Raw genomic sequence first — 22975 nt, 5'->3', positions numbered from 1 at the left:
ACCGAAACCATGAAAAATAGCATTAAATTATTTGCATTGGCGGCTCTGCTCGGCTTAGGCGGCTGCCATGAGCCGGATGAGCTGACCCCGTCGGTCGTGGATCAGGGGCTGAACACCATCTCGGCGCAGTTCGCTACCGGGGAGTATAAAAACGACCCGCTGGCAAAATTCACCGCGGCGGTGACCGAGGGACAGGAGCGTATCGTGATCGATGTTCCTTACTATTATCCCGAAAATTCGTCGAATACCACTTCGATTACCCAGATGCGCGTCACGGCTAATCTGGATGACAACTGTTTCATCACGCCGATGCTTGGGGTATTGGATCTGACGAAGGAAAACTGGTTTACGCTGACGCGTGTCGACGGTTCGAAGCGCAATTTCTGCGTGACGGGCAATATCAAGAAATCGGATAAATGCGAGATCATCTCTTTCGCCACCGACGAACCTGCTATTCAGGGTGTGATCGATAACGACCGTAACACGATTTCACTCATTACGGTCGATGACCTTTCGTCGGTGACGGCGCAGGTGATTCTTTCTCCCCACGCCACGATCTCGCCCGATCCCGCCGTTGCGGCCAATTACGAGGGCGAGGGCGTGAAATTTACGGTTACGGCGCATGACGGCGTGACCAAGCGGGTTTATTCCGTGAGCAAGGAGATTCCGCCCAAGATCAAATACGGTTGGCGTGCGGGCAGCGAGACGGAGGTTTGGCAGAACGTATCGCTCGACAAACTCGGAATCGTCAATGCCGGCGGTAAGATCTATTCGCTGGCGGCGTCGGGCAACAAGCTCGTGCTTTCGACCGGTGCGGACAAGTTCCTGTTCAACCGCGCGACAGGTGATTTCTTGGGTACACACGACATGAAGGGCGTAGCGGCCGACGGCGGTATGACCTCGGACGACGCGGGCAACATCCTCTATGCGAACTTGGCTAATCCCAATGCCGAATTCAAGGTTTATGCGGCGGCATCGACGGATGAAATGCCTGCCGAGCTGCTCTCCTATACGAACGCTACGGGCGCTTCGATGGGCAAGCACATTTCGGTGCAGGGCAACGTGAAGGGCGATGCGATCGTTACGGCCGTGATCTATACGTGGAACGGTGCTGTTTGCAAGTTCCTCCGCTGGGTGATTACCGGAGGCGTGCCGGCCAAGCCGCAGATGATCTCGGTTACGGGGGCGACCGCCGGCTGGAACGGCAACGGCCACGCCGACGTGGAGGCTTATTCGGCCAATCCCGACGATCCTTACTTCCTTGCCTACTACAGTGCCAATGCGCTGTATCGTGTCGATGCGACGGGCGCTGTAACCCACAAGATCGCCACTGCGACATGGGGTGCCAACTCCAACTACAACTGTGTGGATGTATGTACGTTCAATAACGCCAAATATGCGGCGATTTATGAGGGCGCGCATTTCACCTACGGAGAGTTCAAGGCCTACATGTTCGATGTGACGACGCCCGATCAGATGACGGGTGCGTGCGACACGTCGCCGTCGAAGGTTTTCGTATCGAACGAATACAAGCCTGCCGGGGCGGTGGTCAATGCGGCCGGCGACGTGCTGATGACGGCATCGGCCGACGGATACAAGATGAATCTCTACTATACGGACGCCAATACCAATGCGCTGGTCGCTTGGGAGTTCGACTGTATCGACAAGTAACACCCCTTTTGCCTGCATCCCTCTGACCGGGGATGCAGGTCCTAAAACAAACATAATTTTGAAGATGAAAAAGAATGTCAAATGGTTTGCGGCGGCTCTGGTGGTGCTGACGCTGGGATACGGGGCTGTTTCGTGCGGCTCGGATTCGAAAGAGCCTGAATGGGAGTGGCCCGATCCCGACCCCGATCCCGATCCGGAGCCGGGAGTGGAGAAACCCTGCTTCATCTGGGTCGATGCCGCGGCCAACTTCCCCGATTTCGCCAACAGCAAGGAGAATATACTGCGCGATCTGACCAAGGCCAAGGAGGCCGGATTCACCGATATCGTGGTCGATGTGCGGCCTACTACCGGCGACGTGCTTTTCCGTACGTCGGTGGTCGATCAGGTGGAATGGCTCGGCGCATGGCTGCCGGGCGGATATTCCAAGGTCGAACGCACGGCCACGTGGGACTACCTGCAGGCGTTTATCGACGCCGGAAAGTCGCTCGACCTGCGCATTCACGCCGCGATCAATACCTTTACGGGCGGCAACCAGACCTTGCTGGGCGGCGCCGGAGTCGTTTTCCGGGATGAGGCCAAGCGGGCGTGGACGACCGATCTGAATCTGGCGGGCGGCATCACGAACATCATGTCAACCTCGCAGTCCGCCAAGTTCTTCAATCCGGTATTGCCCGAAGTGCAGGAGTATCTCTGTTCGATGCTCAGGGACCTCGCGGCCTATGACGGACTGGCGGGAATCTTCCTCGACAGGGGGCGCTTCGACGGATTTACCAGCGATTTCTCGAATTATACGCGCAAGGAGTTCGAGAAGTATATCGGCCAGTCGGTTGCCGGTTTCCCCGCCGACATTCTGCCTGCCGGCCATACTTCGGGCATACCCTCGCCGGTGCCCGTGCATATGAAGCAGTGGCTCGAATTCCGGGCGAAGGTGATCCACGACTTTATGGAGAAGGCGCGCGCCGCCGTCAAGTCGGTCAATCCGTCGGTCAAGTTCGGCGTATACGTCGGAGGCTGGTATGCCAGCTATTACGACGTGGGTGTCAACTGGGCCAGTCCCAATTACGACACCTCGTCCAAATTCTCGTGGGCTACCAAGAAATACATGAACTACGGCTATGCCGACCTGATGGACCAGATGCTCATCGGCGCCTACGCCTCCCCGACGCGCGTTTACGGCACGACCGAATGGACCATGCAGGGATTCTGCCTGCTGGCCAAAGAGCGTACGATGGGAGCCTGCCCGATGGTGGCCGGCGGTCCCGACGTGGGAAACTGGGATGCCGACGACAAGGTGCCGCAGGAGGAGGAGAACCGGGCCATCACCGCTTCGGTCGCCGCCTGCATCAACGCCTGCGACGGTTATTTCCTGTTCGATATGATTCACCTGAAAAAAGCCGATCAGTGGTCGTATGTCAAGACCGGTATCGACGGCGTAATTAAAAAAGACTGATTATGAAACGCATCGTCATATTGTTTCTGGCCGCCCTTTTCGCGGCGTCCGGCGCTTCGGCGCAGAAATTCCATAACGCCTACTACGATACCCGCCGTGCGGCCCACGACGAAGAGGGACTGCAACAGGGGGCGATCGTCTTCCTCGGCAACAGCATTACCGAACAGGGGTGGTGGAGCCTGCTGCTCAAACGCGGCGACGTCGAGAACCGCGGCATCGGCGGCGACAACACTTTCGGCATGATCGACCGTTTGCCCGACATCCTGAAAAGCAAGCCCCGCAAAATCTTCCTGATGGCGGGCATCAACGACCTGACGGGCGGGCAGCCTGTCGATACGATCGTGATGAACATTACCCGCATGGCGGACATGGTGCACGAAGCCGTTCCCGGCTGCCGGCTCTATATCCAGAGCGTGCTGCCGGTCAATACCCGGCGGCTGGCATATCCCGGACTCAAGGGGCACAATCCGCAGGTGCGGGCGCTCAATGCGCGGCTGGTGCGGTTGTGCGACGCCAAGCCGTGGTGTACGTTCGTCGATCTTGCGCCGCTGCTTTCCGATGCCGACGGCGAGCTGCGCATCGACCTGACGAAGGACGGAATCCACCTCCATCCCGCGGGATATGTGATCTGGACCGATTACCTCAAGAAACAGAAATACCTGAAATAACGTAACGTGCAGATGGAAAAACGAGCTTATACGGTCGATTTGCTGCGGGGACTGGCTATCGTGGGAATGGTGCTGTCGGGGCAGATCCTGTGGCACGCCGAACTTCCTGCGTGGCTGTTTCATGCGCAGGTGCCGCCGCCGTCGTTCCGCTTCGACCCGTCGGTGCCGGGAATTACGTGGGTCGATCTGGTCTTCCCGTTTTTCCTCTTCTCGATGGGGGCCGCTTTCCCGCTGGCCCTGCGCCGGCGGCTGGAACAGCGGGGCGAATCGGTGGCGCTGATCCTGACGGTCGTGGCGCGCAGGTGGGCGTTGCTGGCGCTTTTCGCCATCGCGCTCGCCAACCTGCGTTCCGGAGTGACGGGAACGCTGCCGGGATGGGGCTCCTCGCTGCTGCAACTGGCGGGCTGGGGCTGTTTCTGTGCGCTTTTCATGCGCTTCGGCCGGCTTTCGGACCGGCAGAACCGCATGGTCTGTCTGGCCGGCGTCGCCGGCATCGCCGCCCTGCTGGCGGCCGCCCGGTGGATCTGGGGACTGCCCGTCTCGGCGGAGCGGAGCGACGTCATCATTCTGGTCCTTGCGAATATGGCGCTGTTCGGCAGTCTGGTGTGGCTCTACACGCGGAACAACCTGCTGGCGCGGTTGGGTGTGCTGGCGCTGCTGGCGGCACTGCGTCTGGGCAGCGGCGTCGAAGGTTCGTGGAACGAGGCGTTGTGGAACTGGTCGCCTGCGCCGTGGCTTTTCCGCTTCGACTACCTGAAATACCTTTGTATCATCATTCCCGGCACGATTGCGGGAGACCGTATCTACGAATGGATGACGCAGAGCGGCGAAGATGCGCCGGGGGCGTCCCGGCGGCGGGAGGTCTGGATACTCGTTCTGCTCGTGACGCTGATATGCCTGAATATGTGGGGGCTTTTCGCGCGGCAGCTGGTCGTGAATCTCGCGGCGGGCGTCCTGATCTGTCTCCTGCTCCGGCGTCTGCTGCGCGGGGACGGCTCGGCGACCGGAAGACTGCATGGTTCGCTTTTCGGCTGGGGATTTTTCTGGCTGATGCTGGGACTGGCGCTGGAGGCGTTCGAAGGGGGCATCAAGAAGGATTACGCGACGTTCAGCTATTTTTTCGTCACCTCCGGGCTGGCTTCGTTTGTCCTGATCGCCGCCGGAATCGCGATGCGGCGGCTGAATGTGCGTTTCTCGGCGCTGGTCAAATGCGGGCAGAATCCGATGGTGGCCTATACGGCGGCCGGATTCCTCATCATGCCCCTGCTGACGCTGCTGCATCTGGCGCCTTATTTACAGACCTTTGCCGAGCTATGCCCGTGGATGGGCGTGGTGCGGGGCGTGCTGGTCACGGCCGCGGTCATGGCCGTTACGGTCTTTTTTACGAACCGCAGGCTTTTTTGGAGAACCTGATTTGAAATTTAAATAAATGAATTATGCGAATAAAAGGAACTTTTCTCGACGAAATCAGTCATGATATTCCCCATCAGAACTGGGGCGAAGCCGAATGGGACCGTGACTTCGGCTACATGCGCGAAGCCGGCATCGACACCGTGATCCTGATCCGCTGCGGCTACCGCCGCTGGCAGACTTTTCCCTCGCGGGTGCTCACGGCCGAGGAGGGGTGTTACGAACCGCCCGTCGATCTGGTCGATATGTTCCTGCGCCTGAGCGACAAGTGGGGCATGAACTTCTGGTTCGGACTCTACGATTCGGGCAAGTACTGGGACCGCGGCGAATACGAACAGGAGGTTGCGCTGAACAAACGCGTGATCGACGAGGTGTGGAGCCGTTACGGACATTACAAATCCTTTGCGGGCTGGTATATTTCGCAGGAATGCAGCCGCAATACCGGCAAGATCGTCGATCTGTATGCGAGTCTGGGACGCTATTGCAAGGAGGTTTCCGGCGGTCTGCCGACCATGATTTCCCCTTATATCGACGGCAGCAAGAACGTCAGCCAATACAATGCTTCGACTTCGAAGCAGAACGTCGTGACGCTCGAAAGCCATGAACGCGAGTGGGATGCCATCTTCGCCGGAATCAAGGGCGCCGTGGATATCGTCGCCTTTCAGGACGGCCATGTGGAGTACGACGAGCTGGTCGATTTTCTGAAAGTCAACAAGAAACTGGCCGACCGTTACGGGCTGGAGTGCTGGACCAATTCCGAGACCTTCGACCGCGACATGCCGATCAAGTTCCTGCCGATCAAATGGGAGAAACTGCGGCTCAAGATGGGGCTGGCGGCTCAGGCCGGTTACCAGAACGCCATTACGTTCGAGTTCTCGCACTTCATGAGTCCGCAGTCGGCCTACCTGCAGGCGGGGCACCTGTACGACCGTTATATGGAGTATCTGAAAACCTTGGAATAGAGACCGATGAACGGACATTACCCTAAACCGGGCGGTTTGGCGGCGGCGTTGGCCGTGCTGATCGCAGTCGTGCTGGCGGCCTGCTCCCCGAAGGGTGCGGCGGGCGGCGACGCGGCCTGCGGCCTGTCGGACGACGATTTCAGAACAGAAGGCATTCTCCAAGCGATTCCCGTTCGTGCGACGTTCCTCGACGAGGTGAGCTGGGACATTCCCCACCAGAACTGGGGCGTCAGGGAGTGGGACGCCGATTTCCGGGCGATGAAAAACATGGGGATCAACACCGTGGTGCTGATCCGCGCCGGGCTGGGACGGTGGATCGCCGCGCCGTTCGAGTGCCTGCTCGAAAGCGAAGAGGTGTACTATCCCCCGGTCGATCTGGTGGAGATGTTCCTTACGCTGGCCGACAAATACGATATGGCGTTCTATTTCGGCATGTACGATTCGGGCAAATACTGGCAGGAGGGCCTCTTCCAGCGCGAGATAGACCTGAACCTGAAACTGATCGACGAGGTGTGGGCCAGATACGGCCACCACGAGTCGTTTCAGGGGTGGTATCTCTCGCAGGAGATCAGCCGCCGGACCAAGAACATGTCGCGCATCTATGCGGAAGTGGGCCGCCATGCCAAGGCGGTTTCGGGCGGTCTGAAAACGATGATCTCACCCTACATCCACGGCGTCAAGACCGATCAGGTGATGGCGGGCGACAAGGCCCTTTCGGTCGAAGAGCACCGCCGCGAGTGGAACGAGATACTGGGCAATGTCGCCGGAGCGGTGGACATCCTCGCGTTTCAGGACGGGCAGGTCGATTACCACGAGCTGTACGACTATCTGGTGGTGAACAAGGCGCTGGCCGACAAGTACGGCATGGAGTGCTGGACCAACATCGAGTCGTTCGACCGCGACATGCCGATCCGCTTCCTGCCGATCAAGTGGGAGAAGCTGCTGCTGAAGCTGGACGCCGCACGGCGGGCCGGGATGCGGAACGTCATCACGTTCGAATTCTCGCACTTCATGAGTCCCAATTCGGCCTATCCGCAGGCGGGACATCTTTACGATCGCTACTGCGATTATTTTAAAATCGACAACCCTTACCGGAAACGGTAAATATACTCCATGAAACGGCGCGGCAACATATCCTACATGCTTTTTCTTGCGGTCACGGCGGCCGTGGGCGGACTCCTGTTCGGGTACGACACTGCCGTGATTTCCGGCACCGTCGAGCTGGTGACGGCCCGCTTCGGGCTGGACAGCCTGCAGCAGGGGTGGTATGTGGGGTGTGCGCTGGCCGGCTCGATCGCCGGCGTACTCTGTGCGGGCGTGCTGAGCGACCGGCTGGGCCGCAGGCGGACGATGCTCGTCTCGGCCGTGCTGTTCACGGTGTCGGCCGCGGGGTGCGCCCTTTGCGCCGATTTCACGCAACTGGTCGTCTACCGGATCGTGGGCGGGCTGGGCATCGGCGTCGTTTCGGTCGTCTCGCCGCTTTACATCTCCGAGGTGTCGGCGGCGCGCCGTAGGGGCATGCTGGTGTCGTTTTACCAGCTGGCCGTCACGATGGGATTTCTGGCGGCCTATACGGTCAATTACCTGCTGCTCCGCATGGGACAGACCGCCGGTTTCGAAACGGCGTGGATGCAGCGGATCTTCGTCGATGAAGTGTGGCGGGGCATGCTGGGAGCCGAAACCCTTCCGGCGCTGGTTTTCTTCGTCATCATCTTCTTTATTCCCGAAAGTCCGCGCTGGCTGGCGCTGCGCGGACATACGGACCGCGCCCTGCGTGTGCTCGGCCGCATCAACGGCGACCGGGCGGAAGCCGCCGCCGAACTTGCGGCCATCGAAACGGCCGTCGGCGGCGGGCAGGCCCCGCAGTGGCGGCTCCTGCTGTCGAAAGGCATCCGGACGGCGGTGCTCGTCGGTGCGGCGATCGCCATTCTCGGACAGTTCATGGGCGTCAATGCCGTGCTTTACTACGGGCCGTCGATTTTCGAGCGGGCCGGATGGTCGGGCAGCGACTCGCTGTTCGCCCAGATACTGGTCGGAGCGGTCAATATGCTTACGACGGTGCTGGCGCTGGCGATCATCGACCGCGTAGGGCGCAAGAAGCTGGTTTACTGGGGTGTGTCGGGTATGGTGCTGTCGCTGCTGCTTATCGGGACCTGTTTCCTGACCGGTGAGCGGTCGGGGATGCCGGACGGCGTACTGCTGGCGGCGTTCCTGTGCTATATTTTCTGCTGCGCCATCTCCGTTTGCGCCGTGGTATGGGTGCTTTTGTCGGAGATGTATCCGATTCGTGTGCGCGGCGCGGCGATGTCGATCGCGGGTTTCGCACTTTGGGTGGGGACCTATCTGGTCGGGCAGCTTACGCCGTGGATGCTCGCGAACCTGACGCCGGCGGGGACCTTTTTCCTCTTTGCCGCGATGTGCGTGCCCTATATGCTGCTGATATGGAAGGCGGTGCCGGAGACGTCGGGCCGCACGCTCGAAGAGATCGAACGATACTGGACAAGATAACAATATAAATCAGATAAGATTATGGACTTCAAAAGATTAGCGGAACAGTACAAAACCGAATTGCTGGATGGCGTACTGCCTTTCTGGCTCGAAAAATCGCAAGATAGGGAATTCGGCGGCTATTTTACGTGTCTCGATCGTGACGGAAGCGTCTACGATACCGACAAATTCATCTGGCTGCAGGGGCGCGAAGTGTGGATGTTCGCCATGCTCTATAACAAGGTGGAGCGTCGCCCCGAATGGCTCGAATGCGCCGTGCAGGGGGCTGAGTTCCTGCGCAAATACGGCCACGACGGCAACTACAACTGGTATTTTGCGCTGACGCGCGAAGGCCGCCCGCTGGTGCAGCCCTATAATATTTTCTCCTATACGTTCGCGGCGATGGCTTTTGCGCAGGTCGCCGTTGCGACGGGCAGCGACGAGTACGCCCTGATCGCAAAGCGGACTTTCGACCGGATTCTGGAGAAACGCGCCAATCCCAAGGGCGAGTGGTGCAAGGCTTATCCCGGAACGCGTTCGCTCAAGAGCTTCGCCCTGCCGATGATCCTCTGCAACATGGCGCTGGAGATCGAGCCGATGATCGACAAACAACTGTTGGCCGACACCATCGGGGAGTGCCTGCACGAAGTGATGGAGGTGTTTTACCGGGAAGAGCTGGGGCTGATCGTCGAGAACGTCACGGAGGACGGACGGCTTTCCGATACGTTCGAGGGCCGTCAGATGAATCCCGGACATTCGCTCGAAGCGATGTGGTTCATCATGAACCTCGGCGTGCGTCTCGACGACCGTGCGCTGATTGACAAAGCGGTGAAAATCGCGCTCAATACCGCCGAATACGGCTGGGACAAGGAGTACGGCGGCATTTTTTATTTTCTGGACCGCAAGGGCGCGCCCCGCGTGGAGCTGGAATGGGACCAGAAGCTCTGGTGGGTGCATATCGAATCGACGATCGCGATGATCAAGGGCTATCAGCTGACCGGATCGAAGGAGTGTCTGGAGTGGTTCGGGAAACTGCACGAATATACGTGGGCGCATTTCAAGGACACGGAGCATCCCGAATGGTTCGGTTACCTGAACCGCCGCGGCGAGGTGCTGCTGCCGCTCAAGGGCGGGAAGTGGAAGGGATGTTTCCATGTGCCGCGCGGGCTGTTCCAGTGCTGGCAGATTCTCGAACAATGCAAATAGAACTAAAATACGGAACGATGAAAAGATATTTACTGACAATTCTGTTGTCGTTGTGGTGCGCCTGCGCATGGGCCGCGGGCAGCGTCACGGTCAAGGGGCGCGTCCTTTGCGGCGGCCGGGGCGTGGAAGGCGTCTGGGTCTCCGACGGCGAAGAGTTCGCGTGCACCGACAAAAGAGGAAATTACAGACTGCAGGCCGGCGCCGACAACCGCTTCGTCTTCGTTTGCGTACCTGCGGGCTACGACGCTCCGGTGGAAAAGGGCGTGGTGCGCTATTTTCACCCGCTGCCGGCCGACGGCAAATCCTGCGATTTTACGCTGCTCCGCCGTGCGGGCGACGATTCGCGTTACGGGTTCATCGCCATCGCCGATCCGCAGATATGGGCGCCGAAGGAGTTTGCGAAACTCGCGGCGGCGGCCGACGACATCGCCGCCACGGTCCGCAGTTACGGCGGCATGCCTTTCCACGGCATCTGCTGCGGCGACATCGTGTCGCACGACCATTCGCTTTACGGCCGGTACAACGAAGTGATGGAGCGTACGGGAATCACGTTCCGCAACGCGATGGGCAACCATGACATGAAGGTCTACGGACGCTCTTACGAAACCTCCTTCTCGAAGTTCGAGCAGATGTACGGTCCGGTCTACTATTCGTTCGACGTCGGACGCATCCATTATGTGGTGCTCGACGACAACTTCTTCATCGGGCGCGACTATTTTTACATCGGCTATCTCGAAGAGCGGCAGATGCGCTGGCTCGAAAAGGACCTTGCCCGCGTGCAGCCCGGTTCGACGGTGGTCGTCTGCCTGCATATCCCTTCGACCTGCGAGGAGCAGGACCGCAAGCAGTTCCGCTACGACCGCGCCGGATCGACGATGACCAACCACAGGGGGCTTTACGAAATTCTGAAACCCTACCGGGCGCATATCATTTCGGGCCATACCCATACGACCTTCAACCAGCCGATCGCGCCCGGCCTCTACGAGCATGTGACACCCGCCCTGAGCGGCGCATGGTGGCAGGGGCCGCTCTGCACCGACGGCACGCCCGCCGGGTACGGCGTCTATGAGGTGAACGGCGACCGGATCGACTGGTATTACAAATCGACGGGTTATCCGGCCGACTACCAGATGAAAATTTACAGCGGTCGCGAATATCCCCAGTTCGAAGGGTATGCCGTGGCCAACGTCTGGGCCAGCGACCCGGCGTGGGAGGTTCAGTTTACGATCGACGGCGTGCCGTGCGGTCCCGCCGAGCGGTTTCAGGCTTACGATCCCGCCGCGAAACAGATGTACTCCGATACCAGTCAGATGGACCACAAATGGATTTACCCTTCGATTTCGGACCACTATTACCGCGTCGCGCTGCCCGAAGGGGCGAAGCGCGTCGAGGTGTCGGCTACGGACCGCTTCGGGCGGATCAGTCGGGCCGCAGCCGATTTGAAATAAACGACCGAATATGAGATTTACCGGACTGAAATATTTGCAGCTGCTGGCATGCTTGGGGCTGTTTGCGTGCGGTTCCGCCGAGCGTTACGACGTGGTGATCGTCGGCGGGGGAGCGAGCGGAACGGCGGCCGGACTGCAGGCGGCCCGCATGGGGGCGCGAACCTTGATCGTCGAGGAGTTCGACTGGCTCGGCGGCATGCTCACCTCGGCGGGCGTGAGCGCCACCGACGGCAATTACCGCCTGCGCGGCGGCATCTGGGACGAGTTCCGGACGGAGCTGGCCCGGCATTACGGCTGCGATTCGGCCCTGATAACGGGGTGGGTCAGCAACGTGATGTTCGAACCTTCGGTGGGCGACAGTATTTTCAAACGGCTCGTCGCCCGCGAACCGAACCTCACCGTGTGGTACCGTTCGGCGGCCGAGACGGCCGAACGCGGGAAGGATGTATGGCGGCTGGGTGTCCGGCGTGACGGCCGGCTCCGGCAGGTCGAAGCCGGCGTGCTCGTCGATGCGACGGAGCTGGGCGACGTCGCCCGGATGGCGGGCGTCCCCTATGACGTCGGCATGGATTCGTCGGCCGTCACGCACGAGGATATCGCCCCGGCCGAAGCCAACGGCATCGTGCAGGACCTGACCTACGTCGCCGTACTGAAGGATTACGGCCGCGACGTCACGATTCCGCGGCCCGACGGGTACGATCCGTCGCTTTTCGCCTGCTGCTGCGTGAACGACCTCTGCATCGCTCCGAAGGAACCGCATCGCATGTGGTCCCGTGAGATGATGATTACCTACGGAAAACTGCCCGACGGCAAATACATGATCAACTGGCCGATCGAGGGCAACGATTACTACGTGGACATGATCGACATGACGCCCGAAGAGCGGGCCGACGCCGTCCGCAGGGCCAAGAATCATACGCTGTCATTCGTCTATTTCCTCCAGCATGAGTTGGGATTCAATACGTTGGGATTGGCCGACGACGAGTTTCCTACGGAGGACCGGCTGCCGTTCATTCCCTATCACCGCGAATCGCGGCGCATTCACGGGGTCGTGCGGTTTACGCTCAACGACATTACCGACCCCTACGCAGGAACGCTTTATCGTACGGCGGTCGGCGTGGGCGATTATCCGGTCGATCAGCACCATACCCGCTATTCGGGCTGGGACGACCTGCCCGACCTCTATTTCCATCCCATCCCCTCGTACGGTTTTCCGCTGGGCATCGTGATCCCCGCAGGATTTCCGGGGTTGCTCGTAGCCGAAAAATCGGTCTCGGTAACCAACCTCGTCAACGGCTCCACGCGCCTGCAACCCGTCGTGTTGCAGATCGGGCAGGCAACGGGAGCCTTGGCGGCGTTGGCCGCGGCGGCGGGCGTCGATCCGTCCGAAGTCGCGGTGCGCAGGGTGCAGGAGGCGGTGCTCGATGCGGGCGGCTACCTGCTGCCGTACCTCGACCTGCCGGCCGACGATCCGCGCTTCGGGGCGATGCAGCGGATCGGCGTGACCGGAATCCTCAAGGGGCGCGGAGCCAACGTCGGCTGGGAGAACCAGACTTGGTTCGACGCCGATCGGACGATCGCGGAATCCGAACTGCGCGAAGGGCTGCGCGAAGTCTATCCGTCGGTCCGGCCCTCCGTTCTGGAAACGCCGGTCGACGGGGCGCTCCTGACGGCGATGCTGGCCGAAGCGCTCGGCAAGCCGGCCGGGGATGTTGCGGCGCGGACGGAGCGTGCCGCCGCCGGACTGCTGTCCGGTTACGATCCGGCGCGTCCGCTCACGCGGCTCGAATGCGCGCTGCTGATCGACGCGGTGGCCGATCCTTTCCATGCGGACGAAGTCGATATTTACGGAAACTACAAACGAAAATAGCTTTTAATTTTTCATGAAAAAACTGCTGACTGTATGCCTGCTGGCCTTTGCCGCGGCAGGTGCGACCGGCTGCCGGAGTGCCGCCGAGGGGGTGAAACCCAAACTGATGTGGCTCGACTGTTCGGCCAACTGGGTGCGCTTCAGTTACCCCGATTCGATCCGTTATTATGTGAACAAGTGCCGGGAGGCCGGCATGACGGCGCTGGTGCTCGACGTCAAGGGCACTTCGAGCGAAGTGGTATATCCCAGCGAACATGCGCCCCAAGTCCGGGAGTGGAAAGGGTTTGCCCGCCCCGATTTCGATTTCGTGGGTACTTTCGTCGAAGCTGCGCACGATGCCGGACTGGAGATTTACGGTTCGTTCAACACTTTTGCCGAAGGCAACGGCGTATTCCGCCGCGGACTGATCTACGACGGGCATCCCGAATGGCAGGCCGTGAACTATATTCCCGGCAGGGGATTGGTCCCCCAGCTGGAGATTCCGGAGAAGAAGGTGCTGTTCGCCAATCCCGCGCTCCCGGCCGTTCAGGATCACGAAATCGCCATTTTCAAGGAAGTGGCGCAGAAGTACGATTTCGACGGTCTGCTGCTCGACCGCGGCCGCTACGACAATATCCAGTCCGACTTCTCGGATTTCTCACGCGGGAAATTCGAGGCTTATATCGGGAAAAAGCTGGATCGTTTCCCGGAGGATATCTATACGTGGGAGGAGGACGGCGACGGCGGCTGGAAACGCATCGACGGCCCTTATTTCAAGCAGTGGATCGAGTGGCGCGCGTCGGTGATCTACGACTTCTTCAAACGCACCAAAGAGGAGCTGAAAGCCGTGAAGCCCGGCCTGAAGTTCGGCGCTTATACGGGTGCGTGGTACCCGTCCTATTTCGAAGTGGGCGTCAATTGGGCCAGCAATACGTACGATCCTTCGCAGGATTTCGCATGGGCCACGCCCGGCTATAAGAATTACGGATATGCCGAACTGCTGGACATCTTCACCAACGGCAATTATTACTGGAACGTGACCGTCGACGAGTACCGTCGCAGCAACGGCCTGCATAAGAACGAGACCGACAGCGAAATGTCGAAGGGCGACCACCTCAGCGTCGAGGGCGGGTGCCGCTATTCGCGCCGTCTGCTGGGCGGCAGACCCTTCTTCGGCGGGATGTACGTCGAGGACTACAAACGCGATACGACCCAGTTCAAGCGGGCCGTGGAGATGAATCTCCGCGAATCGGACGGACTGATGGTGTTCGACATCGTGCATATCATCAACCGCGACTGGTGGGGACCGCTGCAGCGGGCCGTCAGCGCCTATGAAGCGGAGGCGAAGCAATGAGCAGACGGCTGATTTTTGCGGTGCTGGCGCTGTTGTGCGCCGGTGCCGTTTCCGCCCAGAAGCGGACGGAAGCGCCCGCCGCGTCGTCCGAGGTGCGCTATGTCGGACGTACGCAGACAAACGGCGGCGACGTGAGTTTCGACTGGAGCGGAACCAGCTTCGAGTGCCGTTTTACGGGCGGTTCGCTGGCCATGCGCGTTTCGGATACGAAAAAGAACTACTACAACCTGACCGTTGACGGCCGCGACGCCGGCGTCGTTACGACGTTCGGGACGGATTCGGTCGTGGTGCTGGCCGAGAAGCTGGGCCGCGGCGAACATACCGTGCGGATGCAGAAGCGCACCGAGGGCGAGCAGGGGCGTACGACGATCCATGCCTTCCTGCTCGACAGGGGAGGACGTCTGCTGCCTGCGTCGCCCGCGCCCGGACGGCATATCGAATTTATCGGCAACTCGCTGACCTGCGGTTACGGGACCGAGGGGCTTTCGAAGGACGAGCCGTTCAAACCCCAGACCGAGAACTGCAACAAGGCGTACGCCTGCATCATCGCCCGTTATTTCGGCGCCGACTATACGCTGATCGCCCATTCGGGACGCGGCGCGGCGCGCAATTACGGCGATAAGAACACCACTTCGCAGAATACGATGGCCGACCGCATCGCCAATACGTTCGACGAGGCGGCGGAACCGGCGTGGGACTTCGCGGCGTCGCCGTACCGTCCCGATCTGGTCGTCATCAATCTGGGATCGAACGACTTCTCGACCCTGCCGCATCCTTCGCGCGATGAGTTTGCGGCCGCCTACACCCGCATCCTGCAGACTCTGCGCGGCGCCTACGGCGACGAAATGCCGATCCTCTGCGTGGCGCCGCGCGTCAGCGAACCGGCCTTCACCTATATCCGCGACCTGTGTCAGTCCGCCGTCGTGCCGAACCTCCATTTCGCGGCCATCCTGCCCGGCTACTGCAACGACGGAAGCGAGCTCGGATCGTCGGCCCATCCCAATTACGCCGGCCAGCGCAAGATGGCGATGCTGCTGATCCCCTACGTTTCGACGCTGACGGGATGGGAGGCGGAGATCAAACCGGTCGAATAGGCGTTTGGCCGTATCGCGGCTTTTTGCTACTTTTGTCCCCGATTAGGAACGGAGTAGCGAATTATGGAATCTCACAAGAACAAATTGCCCTCGGCATGGGTGTCGGCGCTGCCGCTCGCAGTGCTGACACTCCTTTTATATGTGGTCATCCGCTGTTTCGGGGGCGATGCGATAAACGGCGGAAGCCAGATCGCGCTGCTCTCGGCCACGTCGGTCTGCGTGATGCTCTCGATCGGCATCTACCGCTGCAAGTGGTCGGTGCTTGAAGATGCGATCATCGACAACATACGCGCCTCGGCGTCGGCCATCATCATTCTGCTGCTGATCGGCGCCATCGCCGGATCGTGGATGGTGAGCGGCGTGGTGCCGACGATGATCTATTACGGGCTGAAAATCTTGCATCCCTCGTTTTTTCTCGTCGCCTCGTGCGTCATCTGCGCCGGCGTGTCGCTGATGACCGGCAGCTCGTGGACGACGATCGCCACGATCGGCGTGGCGCTGATGGGCATCGGGCAGGCGATGGGCTTTCCCGAAGGGTGGATCGCGGGCGCGATCATTTCGGGGGCCTATTTCGGCGACAAGATTTCGCTGCTCTCCGATACGACGGTGCTCGCTTCGTCCACCGTCGGCGTGCCGATCTTCACGCATATCCGCTATATGCTTTACACGACCGTTCCGTCGTTCGTCGTCGCGCTGGCGGTCTTCGTCGTCGCGGGGCTGACGCTGAGCCATACCGGCGGCGCGCATGCCGAACTTTACGCCGATTCGCTGCGCGGCGCTTTCCGCATTACGCCGTGGCTGCTGCTGGTGCCCGTGGCGACGGGCGTGCTGATCGTGCGGAAACTTCCGGCCATCGTGACGCTTTTCTGCGCCGCGGTCTTCGCCTGCGTCGCCATGCTGCTGGCGCAGCCCGAACTGGTGGTGAGGGTGGCCGGAGTCGAAGGGCTGAACTTCATGTCGGGATTCAAAGGCGTGCTGATGAGCTGTTTCGGGCCTACGGCGCTGGAGACCGGAAGCCCGCAGCTCGACGAGCTGGTGGCCACGCGCGGCATGGCCGGCATGCTCAATACCGTATGGCTCATTATCTGCGCCATGTGCTTCGGCGGCGTGATGACCGGCAGCGGCATGCTGGGTTCGCTGACGGCCGTTTTCCTGAAATTCGTCCGTCATAGCTTCTCGGCCGTGGCTTCGACGGTCGGGGCCGGAATCTTCTTCAACCTCTGCACCGCCGACCAGTATATCTCGATCATCCTTTCGGGCCGTCTGTTCCGGGAACTCTATGCCGAACGGGGGCTGGAATCCCGTCTGCTGAGCCGCTCGGTCGAGGATTCGGCGACGGTCTGTTCGGTGCTCGTGCCGTGGAACTCGTGCGGCATGACGCAGGCCACGGTGCTGGGCGTCTCGACGTTCGTCTACATGCCTTACTGTATCTTCAATATCGTCAGTCCGCTGATGTCGCTGTGCGTGGCGGCTCTCGGCTGGAAAATCAAAAAGGCCGCATCTTCTGCCGGCCGCAGACAATGATTATGGAAACGACTGTAAATACCGATCTGGTCATCTTCGACCTCGACGGCACGCTGCTCGATACGATCGGCGATCTGGCCGTCGCCTGCAACGCCGTTCTGGCCCTGCGCGGCCTTCCGCAGCACTCCTACGAGGAGTACTGCCATTTCGTCGGCAACGGCATCATGCGGCTCGTGGAGCGCGCGCTGCCCGAAGAGCTTCGCACGCCCTATACCGTAGCGGCCGTGCGCGCCGATTTCGTGAAATACTATACCGAGCATATCGACGCCTACACCAAGCCTTACGACAGGATTCCGGAGCTGGTCGCCGGACTCGTGCGGCGCGGCGTGCGTATCGCCGTGGCGTCGAACAAATTTCAGGCGGGCACCGAGAAACTCGTCCGGCTGTTTTTCCCCGACGTTCCTTTCGCCGCGGTCTTCGGCCAGCGCGAAGGGGTGCCTCTGAAGCCGGATCCGGCCGTGGTGGAGGAGATTCTCTCGCTGACGGGCGCGGCGAAGGAGCGGGTGCTCTACGTCGGCGATTCGGGCGTGGACATGCAGACCGCCGCGGCTGCGGGCGTACGCTCGGTGGGCGTCACGTGGGGATTTCGGGATCGGGAAGAGCTTGTCGAATCCGGAGCCGCTCATATCGTCGATAAACCTGCGGAAATCCTCGATCTGCTGTAATCGGGCAGTTCGGTTCGAAAAAGCGACAACCGGTCCGTAAGGGCCGGTTGTCGCTTTTTCAGCAGTAGGTCTTCACGTCGTCGAGCGTGATGCGCTCTTCGCTGAGGATGATGAGCCGCTCTATGACGTTGCGCAGTTCGCGGATGTTGCCGCTCCACCGCATCGCCTGCAGTTCGCGCAGGGCGTTGCTCTCGATGCGTTTGGGCGGGATGCCGTATTCGGCGCAGATCGTGCGGATGAAATGGTCGGCCAGCAGCGGGACGTCCTGCGCGTGGTCGCGCAGCGCCGGAACGCGCACCACGATCACGCCGATACGGTGGTAGAGGTCTTCGCGGAAGTTGCCCTTCGTGATCTCGTCGCGCAGGTTCTTGTTCGTGGCGGCGATCACCCGCACGTCCACGTCGATGTCCTTGTCGCTGCCCACGCGGCAGATCTTGTTCTCCTGCAGCGCGCGCAGCACCTTGGCCTGCGCCGCCAGCGACATGTCGCCGATCTCGTCCATGAAGAGCGTGCCGCCGTCGGCCTGCTCGAATTTGCCTTTGCGCTGTTTGATCGCCGAGGTGAAGGCACCCTTCTCGTGTCCGAAGAGTTCGCTTTCGATCAGCTCCGAGGGGATGGCCGCGCAGTTCACCTCGACGAACGGCGCCGCGGCGCGCGAGCTTTTGGCGTGCAGCCAGCGGGCGACAAGCTCTTTGCCGGTGCCGTTTTCGCCCGTGATCAGTACGCGCGCCTCGCACGGCGCCACCTTGTCGATCAGCTGGCGTACGTGTTCCATCTGCGGCGAGGTGCCGATGATTTGTTCCGTATGCATATTGCGCGAACGGCGCGAGCGGCGTGCGGGAGCTGCCGCGGGTGCGCAGGCGGGTGCGGGCGCCGGGTTGTCGATGGTGCGGTGTATGGACTGCAGCAGGCGGTTCATGTCGATGGGCTTGGTGAGGTAATCCTGCGCACCGTTGCGTACGGCTTCGACCGCCGAGTCGATCGACGCTTCCGCCGAAAGAACGATGAACGGGATTCCGGCGTCGGGAATCTTGCAGCCCCGGTCCGAAAGGATGACGTCGAACGGTATTTTCTCGCACATCGTCGATGCAGCCTCCTCATCTTCGGCGGCTTCGGTCGAGAAGCCTTCGAATTCGAGACGCTCGCGGAGCGTGTTTCGCATACTTTTTGATTGGTCCAGAATTAAAACCTTTGCCATAGCTTGTTTTTACTGAAATTTTACCTACTTTTGTCCCAAAGTTATGACTTTCTGCGGTGCAAAACCAATCTTGAGGGGCCTTGCCGAACAGGGTGGAGAGTCGGATAAAACGTCTTGAATCGGTCCATCGCGACAACCCCGCCGGACGCTCCGGCGGCCGTTTTGCAACAGTGCCGAGGACCACAATTACAATATGAAAAAGAATTACAATTACACACGACGCAAGTTGTACCTGCCCGAATACGGACGGCATATTCAGGAGATGATCGACTCGCTGCAGCTGATCGAGGACCGCCGCGAGCGCAACCGTCAGGCCCGTGCCGTGATCGCCGTGATGGGCAATCTCAACCCGCTGCTGCGCGATACCGCCGATTTCACCCATAAGCTGTGGGATCACCTCTTTATCATGTCTGATTTCCAGCTCGATGTGGATTCGCCCTATCCGCAGCCGACCCGTCAGGAACTGACTATCGCGCCGCGCCGCATGGCCTATTCGCAGGGACGCATCGCCTTCAAGCACTACGGCAAATACGTCGAGCGGATGATCGGGAGTCTGGCCGGCGACAAGGACCGCAGGGAGGTGTCGCGCACGGTGGACAATCTGGCCCGGTACATGCGCTCGAAGAGCTACGAATACAATCAGGAGCATCCCAACAACGAAGTGATCGTTAAAGACATCAAACGCATGTCCGGGGGTGCTATTGAAATAGATGAAGTTGCTTTAAACAATCTCCGAAGCGACTATAAACAGCACTTTACGGCACGTCCCCAGAAAGGTCCCCAGCAGCGCAATCAGCAGCGTCAGCAGAAAAACCGCAATCAGCAGCACAACCGCAATTTTTCGAAAAACAACGGTCCGCACCGCAATTCGTCGAAATAAGAGGTGCGTATTTTCGGAAATTTGCTATATTTGTGAGCATTTTACTGCAGAAACGTGAGATTAATGAACAAACAAACGCTTTTCGTCTCCCTGACCGCGGCCGTCATGTTGTGTGCCTGCCAGTCGTCGAAGGTGAAGATTTCAGGCCGCATCGTCGGCAACGACGCCAAAAATGTTTACTTGGAGCAGGTGTCTCCCCTGTCGCAGTCGGTCATCGACTCGGCCGTGCTCGACAAGGAGGGTAATTACCGTTTCGAGCTGAAGGGCGTGACCCGGACGCCTTCGCTTTACAATATAATTTACAACGGCGAACGTATTCCGCTCTTTCTGGCAGGCGGCGACCGCTTGTCCGTGAATTCCGTGGGCAGTTTCATCCGCAACTATACGGTCGAAGGGTCGAAGGAGACCGAGCTGCTGCGGCAGTTCTATCAGGCTTTCGTCGGCGGCGCCCAGCGGCTCGACAACATCGCCGGCCAGTTCGCCCGGACGAACCTCTCCGAAGAGGAGCGCAAGGCGCTGGTGAAGGAGTATACCGACGAATACTACCGCATCCGCCGCGAACAGCTGCGCTTCATCATCGAAAACAAGTCTTCGCTGGCGGCGGTTTACGCCCTGTACCAGCGGTTGCCGGGCGACACCTATCTGTTCAACGGTGACAGCGACGTGGTCTATTACCGCACGGTGGCCGAAGCGCTCGAACAATCCTATCCCGATTCGCCTTACCTGCAGTCGCTGCTGGCCGAGATTACGCGCATGGACGCCCGCATCAGCCTGACGTCGCGCATCTCCGAAGCGGGGTATCCCGATCTGGAACTCTCGGACATTTACGGCAAGAAGGTGCGGCTCTCGTCGCTGACGGGCAAGGTCGTGCTGCTGGACTTCTGGTCGGCCGAACTGGGCAACAGCAATACGCTCAATGCCGAGCTGAAGGAGGTCTACAAGAAATACGCCGACGCTCCGACGCCGTTCGAGGTTTATCAGGTGGCCGTCGATTCGTCGAAACCCCTTTGGATCACCGCCGTGCAGGAGCAGCAGCTGCCTTGGATCTCGGTGAGCGATCTGCGCGGTCAGGCTTCGACGGCGCCCCGGCTCTACAACGTGCAGAAACTTCCGGCCAATTTCCTGATCGACCGGGAGGGCACGATCGTGGCCAAGGATATTTACGGCAAGAGTCTTGAGCGGAAGCTCGACGAACTGACGAAATAGGGGCGTGTCCGAATCCCGGATGCTTTCCGGCTGCGCTCGGACAAACCTCGGAAAATGCGGCGTTTTGCCGTGCGAGTCCCCGGCAACGGGGATTCGGTCAATTGTTTAGAACGATTTATGAACCATTATTTCGCATCCGACATCCATCTGGGCGCAGGCGGCGAGGCGTTCGCCGGGGAAACCGAACGCCGTTTCGTGGCTTGGCTCGACGATGCGGCGAAGGATGCGGAGTCGATATTTCTGGTCGGCGACCTTTTCGACTTCTGGTTCGAATACCGCGAGGTCGTGCCGAAGGGCTTCGTGCGGACGCTGGGCAAGCTGGCCGAGCTGACCGACCGGGGCGTGCGGGTCGTCTTTTTTACCGGAAACCATGATATGTGGGTCGGCGACTACCTCGCCCGCGAATGCGGCGTCGAAGTCTACACTTCGCCGCAGCGGCTCTGCCTGAACGGCAAACATCTCTTTATCGCCCACGGCGACAACATGAAGATCGACGGACAGCCGGTGCTCAAACTGCTCAACACCGTATTTCGTTCGCGGACGCTGCGCTGGCTCTTTTCGTGGCTGCTGCATCCCGACTGGGCGATGCGTTTCGGCCATTGGTGGAGCGGCAAGTCGCGCAAGTCGCACGCCGCCGACACCCTCGACGTCTCGCTTACCGAGCCGCTGATCCAATACGCCCGCGAATATGCCGCCATGCACGATGTCGATCATTTCGTTTTCGGGCATATGCACTTCCCGCGCGACTTCCGCGAGGGGAATCTGCATGTGATAAACCTCGGCTGCTGGGAACAGTATCCCTCTTATGCCGTTTTGGACGCGTCGGGCGAAATGACGTTGAGGAGGCTCGAAGCGTTCCGTTAGTGCGGGGGCGCGGGGCGGCCCGCTGCTCCGCGCGGAAGAAATGTCTATTTGAGCGGAAAAAAATGTCTATTAAAGAAGAACGATGAAACAATACCTCGATCTGCTGCGCAGGATCAAGACCGAAGGCGTCGTGCGCGGCGACCGTACCGGCACCGGTACCAAAGGCGTCTTCGGACATCAGATGCGCTTCGATCTGGCGGAGGGCTTTCCCCTGCTGACGACCAAAAAAGTATTTCTGAAGGGCGTGATCCACGAACTGCTCTGGTTCTTGGCCGGCGATACCAATATAAAATACCTCGTGGACAACGGGGTGCATATCTGGGATAACGACGCATTCCGCTATTACAACGAGCTTTGCGTGCGCCACGGCGTGCTGCCTGTCGATCGCGACACGTTTCTGCGGGCGGCGCAGGAGGGTGTCGAATCGCCGGTCGAAGGATATAAGTTCGGCGACCTGAACCACGTTTACGGCTATCAGTGGCGCAGCTGGCCCAAGCCCGACGGTACCGTCGTCGATCAGATCGCGCAGGCGGTCGGGCTTATCAGGAGCAATCCCGAATCGCGGCGCATTCTCGTCTCCGCATGGAACGTCGCCGAGGTGGAGGATATGGCCCTGCCGCCGTGCCATGTGTTGTTCCAGTTCTACGTGGCCGAAGGAAAACTCTCGTGCCAGCTTTACCAGCGCAGTGCCGATACGTTTCTGGGCGTGCCGTTCAATATCGCCTCCTATGCCCTGCTGACGTTGATGACGGCGCAGGTCTGCGGCCTGCAGCCCGGCGAATTCGTCCATACGCTCGGCGACACGCACCTCTATCTGAACCATCTGGAGCAGGTGGACGAACAGCTTGCGCGCGAACCCCGTCCGCTGCCCGTAATGCGGCTCAATCCTGCCGTAAAGTCGCTCTTCGACTTCCGCTACGGGGATTTCACGCTCGAAGGCTACGATCCGTGGCCGGCGATCAAGGCGCCGATGTCGTTCTGAGGCTTTTCGCTCCCGGCAGGGGCGGCGAATCACTTGCGTGCTGATCCGCCGGAACCG

Annotated in this window: 19 protein-coding genes; 18 read left to right on the top strand and 1 reads right to left on the bottom strand. The window is 60.1% G+C overall.

The window, feature by feature from the left end; all coding sequences use genetic code 11:
* Positions 1–9 precede the first annotated feature (9 nt).
* The 14 genes from HMPREF9720_RS01580 (at position 10) to HMPREF9720_RS01515 (ending at position 17788) form a co-directional block, all read left to right on the top strand.
* Positions 10–1671 carry a DUF5018 domain-containing protein gene (locus HMPREF9720_RS01580; RefSeq protein ID WP_009596496.1) on the top strand — a complete coding sequence of 554 codons (1662 nt, stop codon included), beginning with the start codon at positions 10–12 and terminating at the stop codon, positions 1669–1671.
* 64 nt (positions 1672–1735) lie between these two features.
* A complete protein-coding gene (locus HMPREF9720_RS01575; RefSeq protein ID WP_039939549.1) occupies positions 1736–3121 on the top strand; it encodes an alpha amylase family protein in 1386 nt (461 codons plus the stop codon).
* Positions 3122–3123: 2 nt separating this feature from the next.
* Positions 3124–3789 (top strand): GDSL-type esterase/lipase family protein, encoded by a 666-nt coding sequence (locus tag HMPREF9720_RS01570; RefSeq protein WP_009596485.1) that lies wholly within the window; start codon positions 3124–3126, stop codon positions 3787–3789.
* A gap of 12 nt (positions 3790–3801) precedes the next feature.
* Positions 3802–5202: a DUF5009 domain-containing protein gene (locus tag HMPREF9720_RS01565; protein ID WP_014775730.1), complete on the top strand. Its 1401-nt coding sequence runs from the start codon at positions 3802–3804 to the stop codon at positions 5200–5202.
* Positions 5203–5225: 23 nt separating this feature from the next.
* The gene (locus tag HMPREF9720_RS01560) at positions 5226–6161 is read left to right on the top strand and encodes a DUF4434 domain-containing protein (RefSeq protein ID WP_009596508.1); all 936 of its coding nucleotides are present in this window, start codon (positions 5226–5228) and stop codon (positions 6159–6161) included.
* A 6-nt stretch (positions 6162–6167) separates the two neighbouring features.
* Positions 6168–7265 (top strand): DUF4434 domain-containing protein, encoded by a 1098-nt coding sequence (locus HMPREF9720_RS01555; protein WP_009596353.1) that lies wholly within the window; start codon positions 6168–6170, stop codon positions 7263–7265.
* Between the two features lie 9 nt (positions 7266–7274).
* Positions 7275–8669, top strand: a complete 1395-nt coding sequence (locus HMPREF9720_RS01550) for a sugar porter family MFS transporter (protein WP_009596413.1) — start codon at positions 7275–7277, stop codon at positions 8667–8669.
* A 21-nt stretch (positions 8670–8690) separates the two neighbouring features.
* Positions 8691–9854, top strand: a complete 1164-nt coding sequence (locus HMPREF9720_RS01545; protein WP_009596356.1) for an AGE family epimerase/isomerase — start codon at positions 8691–8693, stop codon at positions 9852–9854.
* Between the two features lie 17 nt (positions 9855–9871).
* Positions 9872–11302: a calcineurin-like phosphoesterase C-terminal domain-containing protein gene (locus HMPREF9720_RS01540; protein ID WP_009596341.1), complete on the top strand. Its 1431-nt coding sequence runs from the start codon at positions 9872–9874 to the stop codon at positions 11300–11302.
* Between the two features lie 10 nt (positions 11303–11312).
* Positions 11313–13172 (top strand): FAD-dependent oxidoreductase, encoded by a 1860-nt coding sequence (locus HMPREF9720_RS01535; RefSeq protein WP_009596380.1) that lies wholly within the window; start codon positions 11313–11315, stop codon positions 13170–13172.
* Between the two features lie 13 nt (positions 13173–13185).
* On the top strand, positions 13186–14505 hold the full coding sequence (locus HMPREF9720_RS01530) for an alpha amylase family protein (RefSeq protein WP_009596368.1): 1320 nt from the start codon (positions 13186–13188) through the stop codon (positions 14503–14505).
* Positions 14502–15599, top strand: a complete 1098-nt coding sequence (locus HMPREF9720_RS01525; protein ID WP_009596489.1) for an SGNH/GDSL hydrolase family protein — start codon at positions 14502–14504, stop codon at positions 15597–15599. The genes HMPREF9720_RS01530 and HMPREF9720_RS01525 overlap by 4 nt, the downstream gene beginning before the upstream one ends.
* Positions 15600–15662: 63 nt before the next feature.
* On the top strand, positions 15663–17123 hold the full coding sequence (locus HMPREF9720_RS01520; RefSeq protein ID WP_039939546.1) for a Na+/H+ antiporter NhaC family protein: 1461 nt from the start codon (positions 15663–15665) through the stop codon (positions 17121–17123).
* The gene (locus HMPREF9720_RS01515; RefSeq protein ID WP_009596523.1) at positions 17120–17788 is read left to right on the top strand and encodes an HAD family hydrolase; all 669 of its coding nucleotides are present in this window, start codon (positions 17120–17122) and stop codon (positions 17786–17788) included. Before HMPREF9720_RS01520 ends, HMPREF9720_RS01515 begins: the two co-directional genes overlap by 4 nt.
* Positions 17789–17846: 58 nt before the next feature.
* Here HMPREF9720_RS01515 and HMPREF9720_RS01510 read toward each other — a convergent pair whose 3' ends face one another.
* Complete coding sequence (locus tag HMPREF9720_RS01510) at positions 17847–18986, bottom strand: sigma-54-dependent transcriptional regulator (protein ID WP_009596437.1); 1140 nt, start codon at positions 18984–18986, stop codon at positions 17847–17849.
* A 193-nt stretch (positions 18987–19179) separates the two neighbouring features.
* Between HMPREF9720_RS01510 and HMPREF9720_RS01505 the strand changes: the two genes are divergently transcribed.
* The 4 genes from HMPREF9720_RS01505 to thyA all read left to right on the top strand — a co-directional run bounded on the left by HMPREF9720_RS01505 (position 19180) and on the right by thyA (position 22918).
* The gene (locus HMPREF9720_RS01505) at positions 19180–19866 is read left to right on the top strand and encodes a DUF4290 domain-containing protein (RefSeq protein ID WP_009596402.1); all 687 of its coding nucleotides are present in this window, start codon (positions 19180–19182) and stop codon (positions 19864–19866) included.
* A 63-nt stretch (positions 19867–19929) separates the two neighbouring features.
* Positions 19930–21072: a TlpA disulfide reductase family protein gene (locus HMPREF9720_RS01500; protein WP_009596519.1), complete on the top strand. Its 1143-nt coding sequence runs from the start codon at positions 19930–19932 to the stop codon at positions 21070–21072.
* Positions 21073–21126: 54 nt separating this feature from the next.
* Complete coding sequence (locus tag HMPREF9720_RS01495; protein ID WP_009596335.1) at positions 21127–21936, top strand: UDP-2,3-diacylglucosamine diphosphatase; 810 nt, start codon at positions 21127–21129, stop codon at positions 21934–21936.
* Between the two features lie 82 nt (positions 21937–22018).
* A complete protein-coding gene (gene thyA / locus HMPREF9720_RS01490; protein ID WP_009596467.1) occupies positions 22019–22918 on the top strand; it encodes a thymidylate synthase in 900 nt (299 codons plus the stop codon).
* Positions 22919–22975: the final 57 nt, after the last annotated feature.

Origin of the sequence: Alistipes sp. HGB5 (assembly GCF_000183485.2) — a bacterium.
Lineage (GTDB): Bacteria > Bacteroidota > Bacteroidia > Bacteroidales > Rikenellaceae > Alistipes > Alistipes finegoldii.
This window is presented reverse-complemented; position numbering and strand designations above follow the sequence as displayed.

Excerpts from the sequence above, each read along its gene's own strand:
- HMPREF9720_RS01580 (WP_009596496.1), top strand. The coding sequence starts at position 10 with ATGAAAAATAGCATTAAATTATTTGCATTGGCGGCTCTGCTCGGCTTA.
- HMPREF9720_RS01575 (WP_039939549.1), top strand. The coding sequence starts at position 1,736 with ATGAAAAAGAATGTCAAATGGTTTGCGGCGGCTCTGGTGGTGCTGACG.
- HMPREF9720_RS01570 (WP_009596485.1), top strand. The coding sequence starts at position 3,124 with ATGAAACGCATCGTCATATTGTTTCTGGCCGCCCTTTTCGCGGCGTCC.
- HMPREF9720_RS01565 (WP_014775730.1), top strand. The coding sequence starts at position 3,802 with ATGGAAAAACGAGCTTATACGGTCGATTTGCTGCGGGGACTGGCTATC.
- HMPREF9720_RS01560 (WP_009596508.1), top strand. The coding sequence starts at position 5,226 with ATGCGAATAAAAGGAACTTTTCTCGACGAAATCAGTCATGATATTCCC.
- HMPREF9720_RS01555 (WP_009596353.1), top strand. The coding sequence starts at position 6,168 with ATGAACGGACATTACCCTAAACCGGGCGGTTTGGCGGCGGCGTTGGCC.
- HMPREF9720_RS01550 (WP_009596413.1), top strand. The coding sequence starts at position 7,275 with ATGAAACGGCGCGGCAACATATCCTACATGCTTTTTCTTGCGGTCACG.
- HMPREF9720_RS01545 (WP_009596356.1), top strand. The coding sequence starts at position 8,691 with ATGGACTTCAAAAGATTAGCGGAACAGTACAAAACCGAATTGCTGGAT.
- HMPREF9720_RS01540 (WP_009596341.1), top strand. The coding sequence starts at position 9,872 with ATGAAAAGATATTTACTGACAATTCTGTTGTCGTTGTGGTGCGCCTGC.
- HMPREF9720_RS01535 (WP_009596380.1), top strand. The coding sequence starts at position 11,313 with ATGAGATTTACCGGACTGAAATATTTGCAGCTGCTGGCATGCTTGGGG.
- HMPREF9720_RS01530 (WP_009596368.1), top strand. The coding sequence starts at position 13,186 with ATGAAAAAACTGCTGACTGTATGCCTGCTGGCCTTTGCCGCGGCAGGT.
- HMPREF9720_RS01525 (WP_009596489.1), top strand. The coding sequence starts at position 14,502 with ATGAGCAGACGGCTGATTTTTGCGGTGCTGGCGCTGTTGTGCGCCGGT.
- HMPREF9720_RS01520 (WP_039939546.1), top strand. The coding sequence starts at position 15,663 with ATGGAATCTCACAAGAACAAATTGCCCTCGGCATGGGTGTCGGCGCTG.
- HMPREF9720_RS01515 (WP_009596523.1), top strand. The coding sequence starts at position 17,120 with ATGATTATGGAAACGACTGTAAATACCGATCTGGTCATCTTCGACCTC.
- HMPREF9720_RS01510 (WP_009596437.1), bottom strand. The coding sequence starts at position 18,986 with ATGGCAAAGGTTTTAATTCTGGACCAATCAAAAAGTATGCGAAACACG.
- HMPREF9720_RS01505 (WP_009596402.1), top strand. The coding sequence starts at position 19,180 with ATGAAAAAGAATTACAATTACACACGACGCAAGTTGTACCTGCCCGAA.
- HMPREF9720_RS01500 (WP_009596519.1), top strand. The coding sequence starts at position 19,930 with ATGAACAAACAAACGCTTTTCGTCTCCCTGACCGCGGCCGTCATGTTG.
- HMPREF9720_RS01495 (WP_009596335.1), top strand. The coding sequence starts at position 21,127 with ATGCGGCGTTTTGCCGTGCGAGTCCCCGGCAACGGGGATTCGGTCAAT.
- thyA (WP_009596467.1), top strand. The coding sequence starts at position 22,019 with ATGAAACAATACCTCGATCTGCTGCGCAGGATCAAGACCGAAGGCGTC.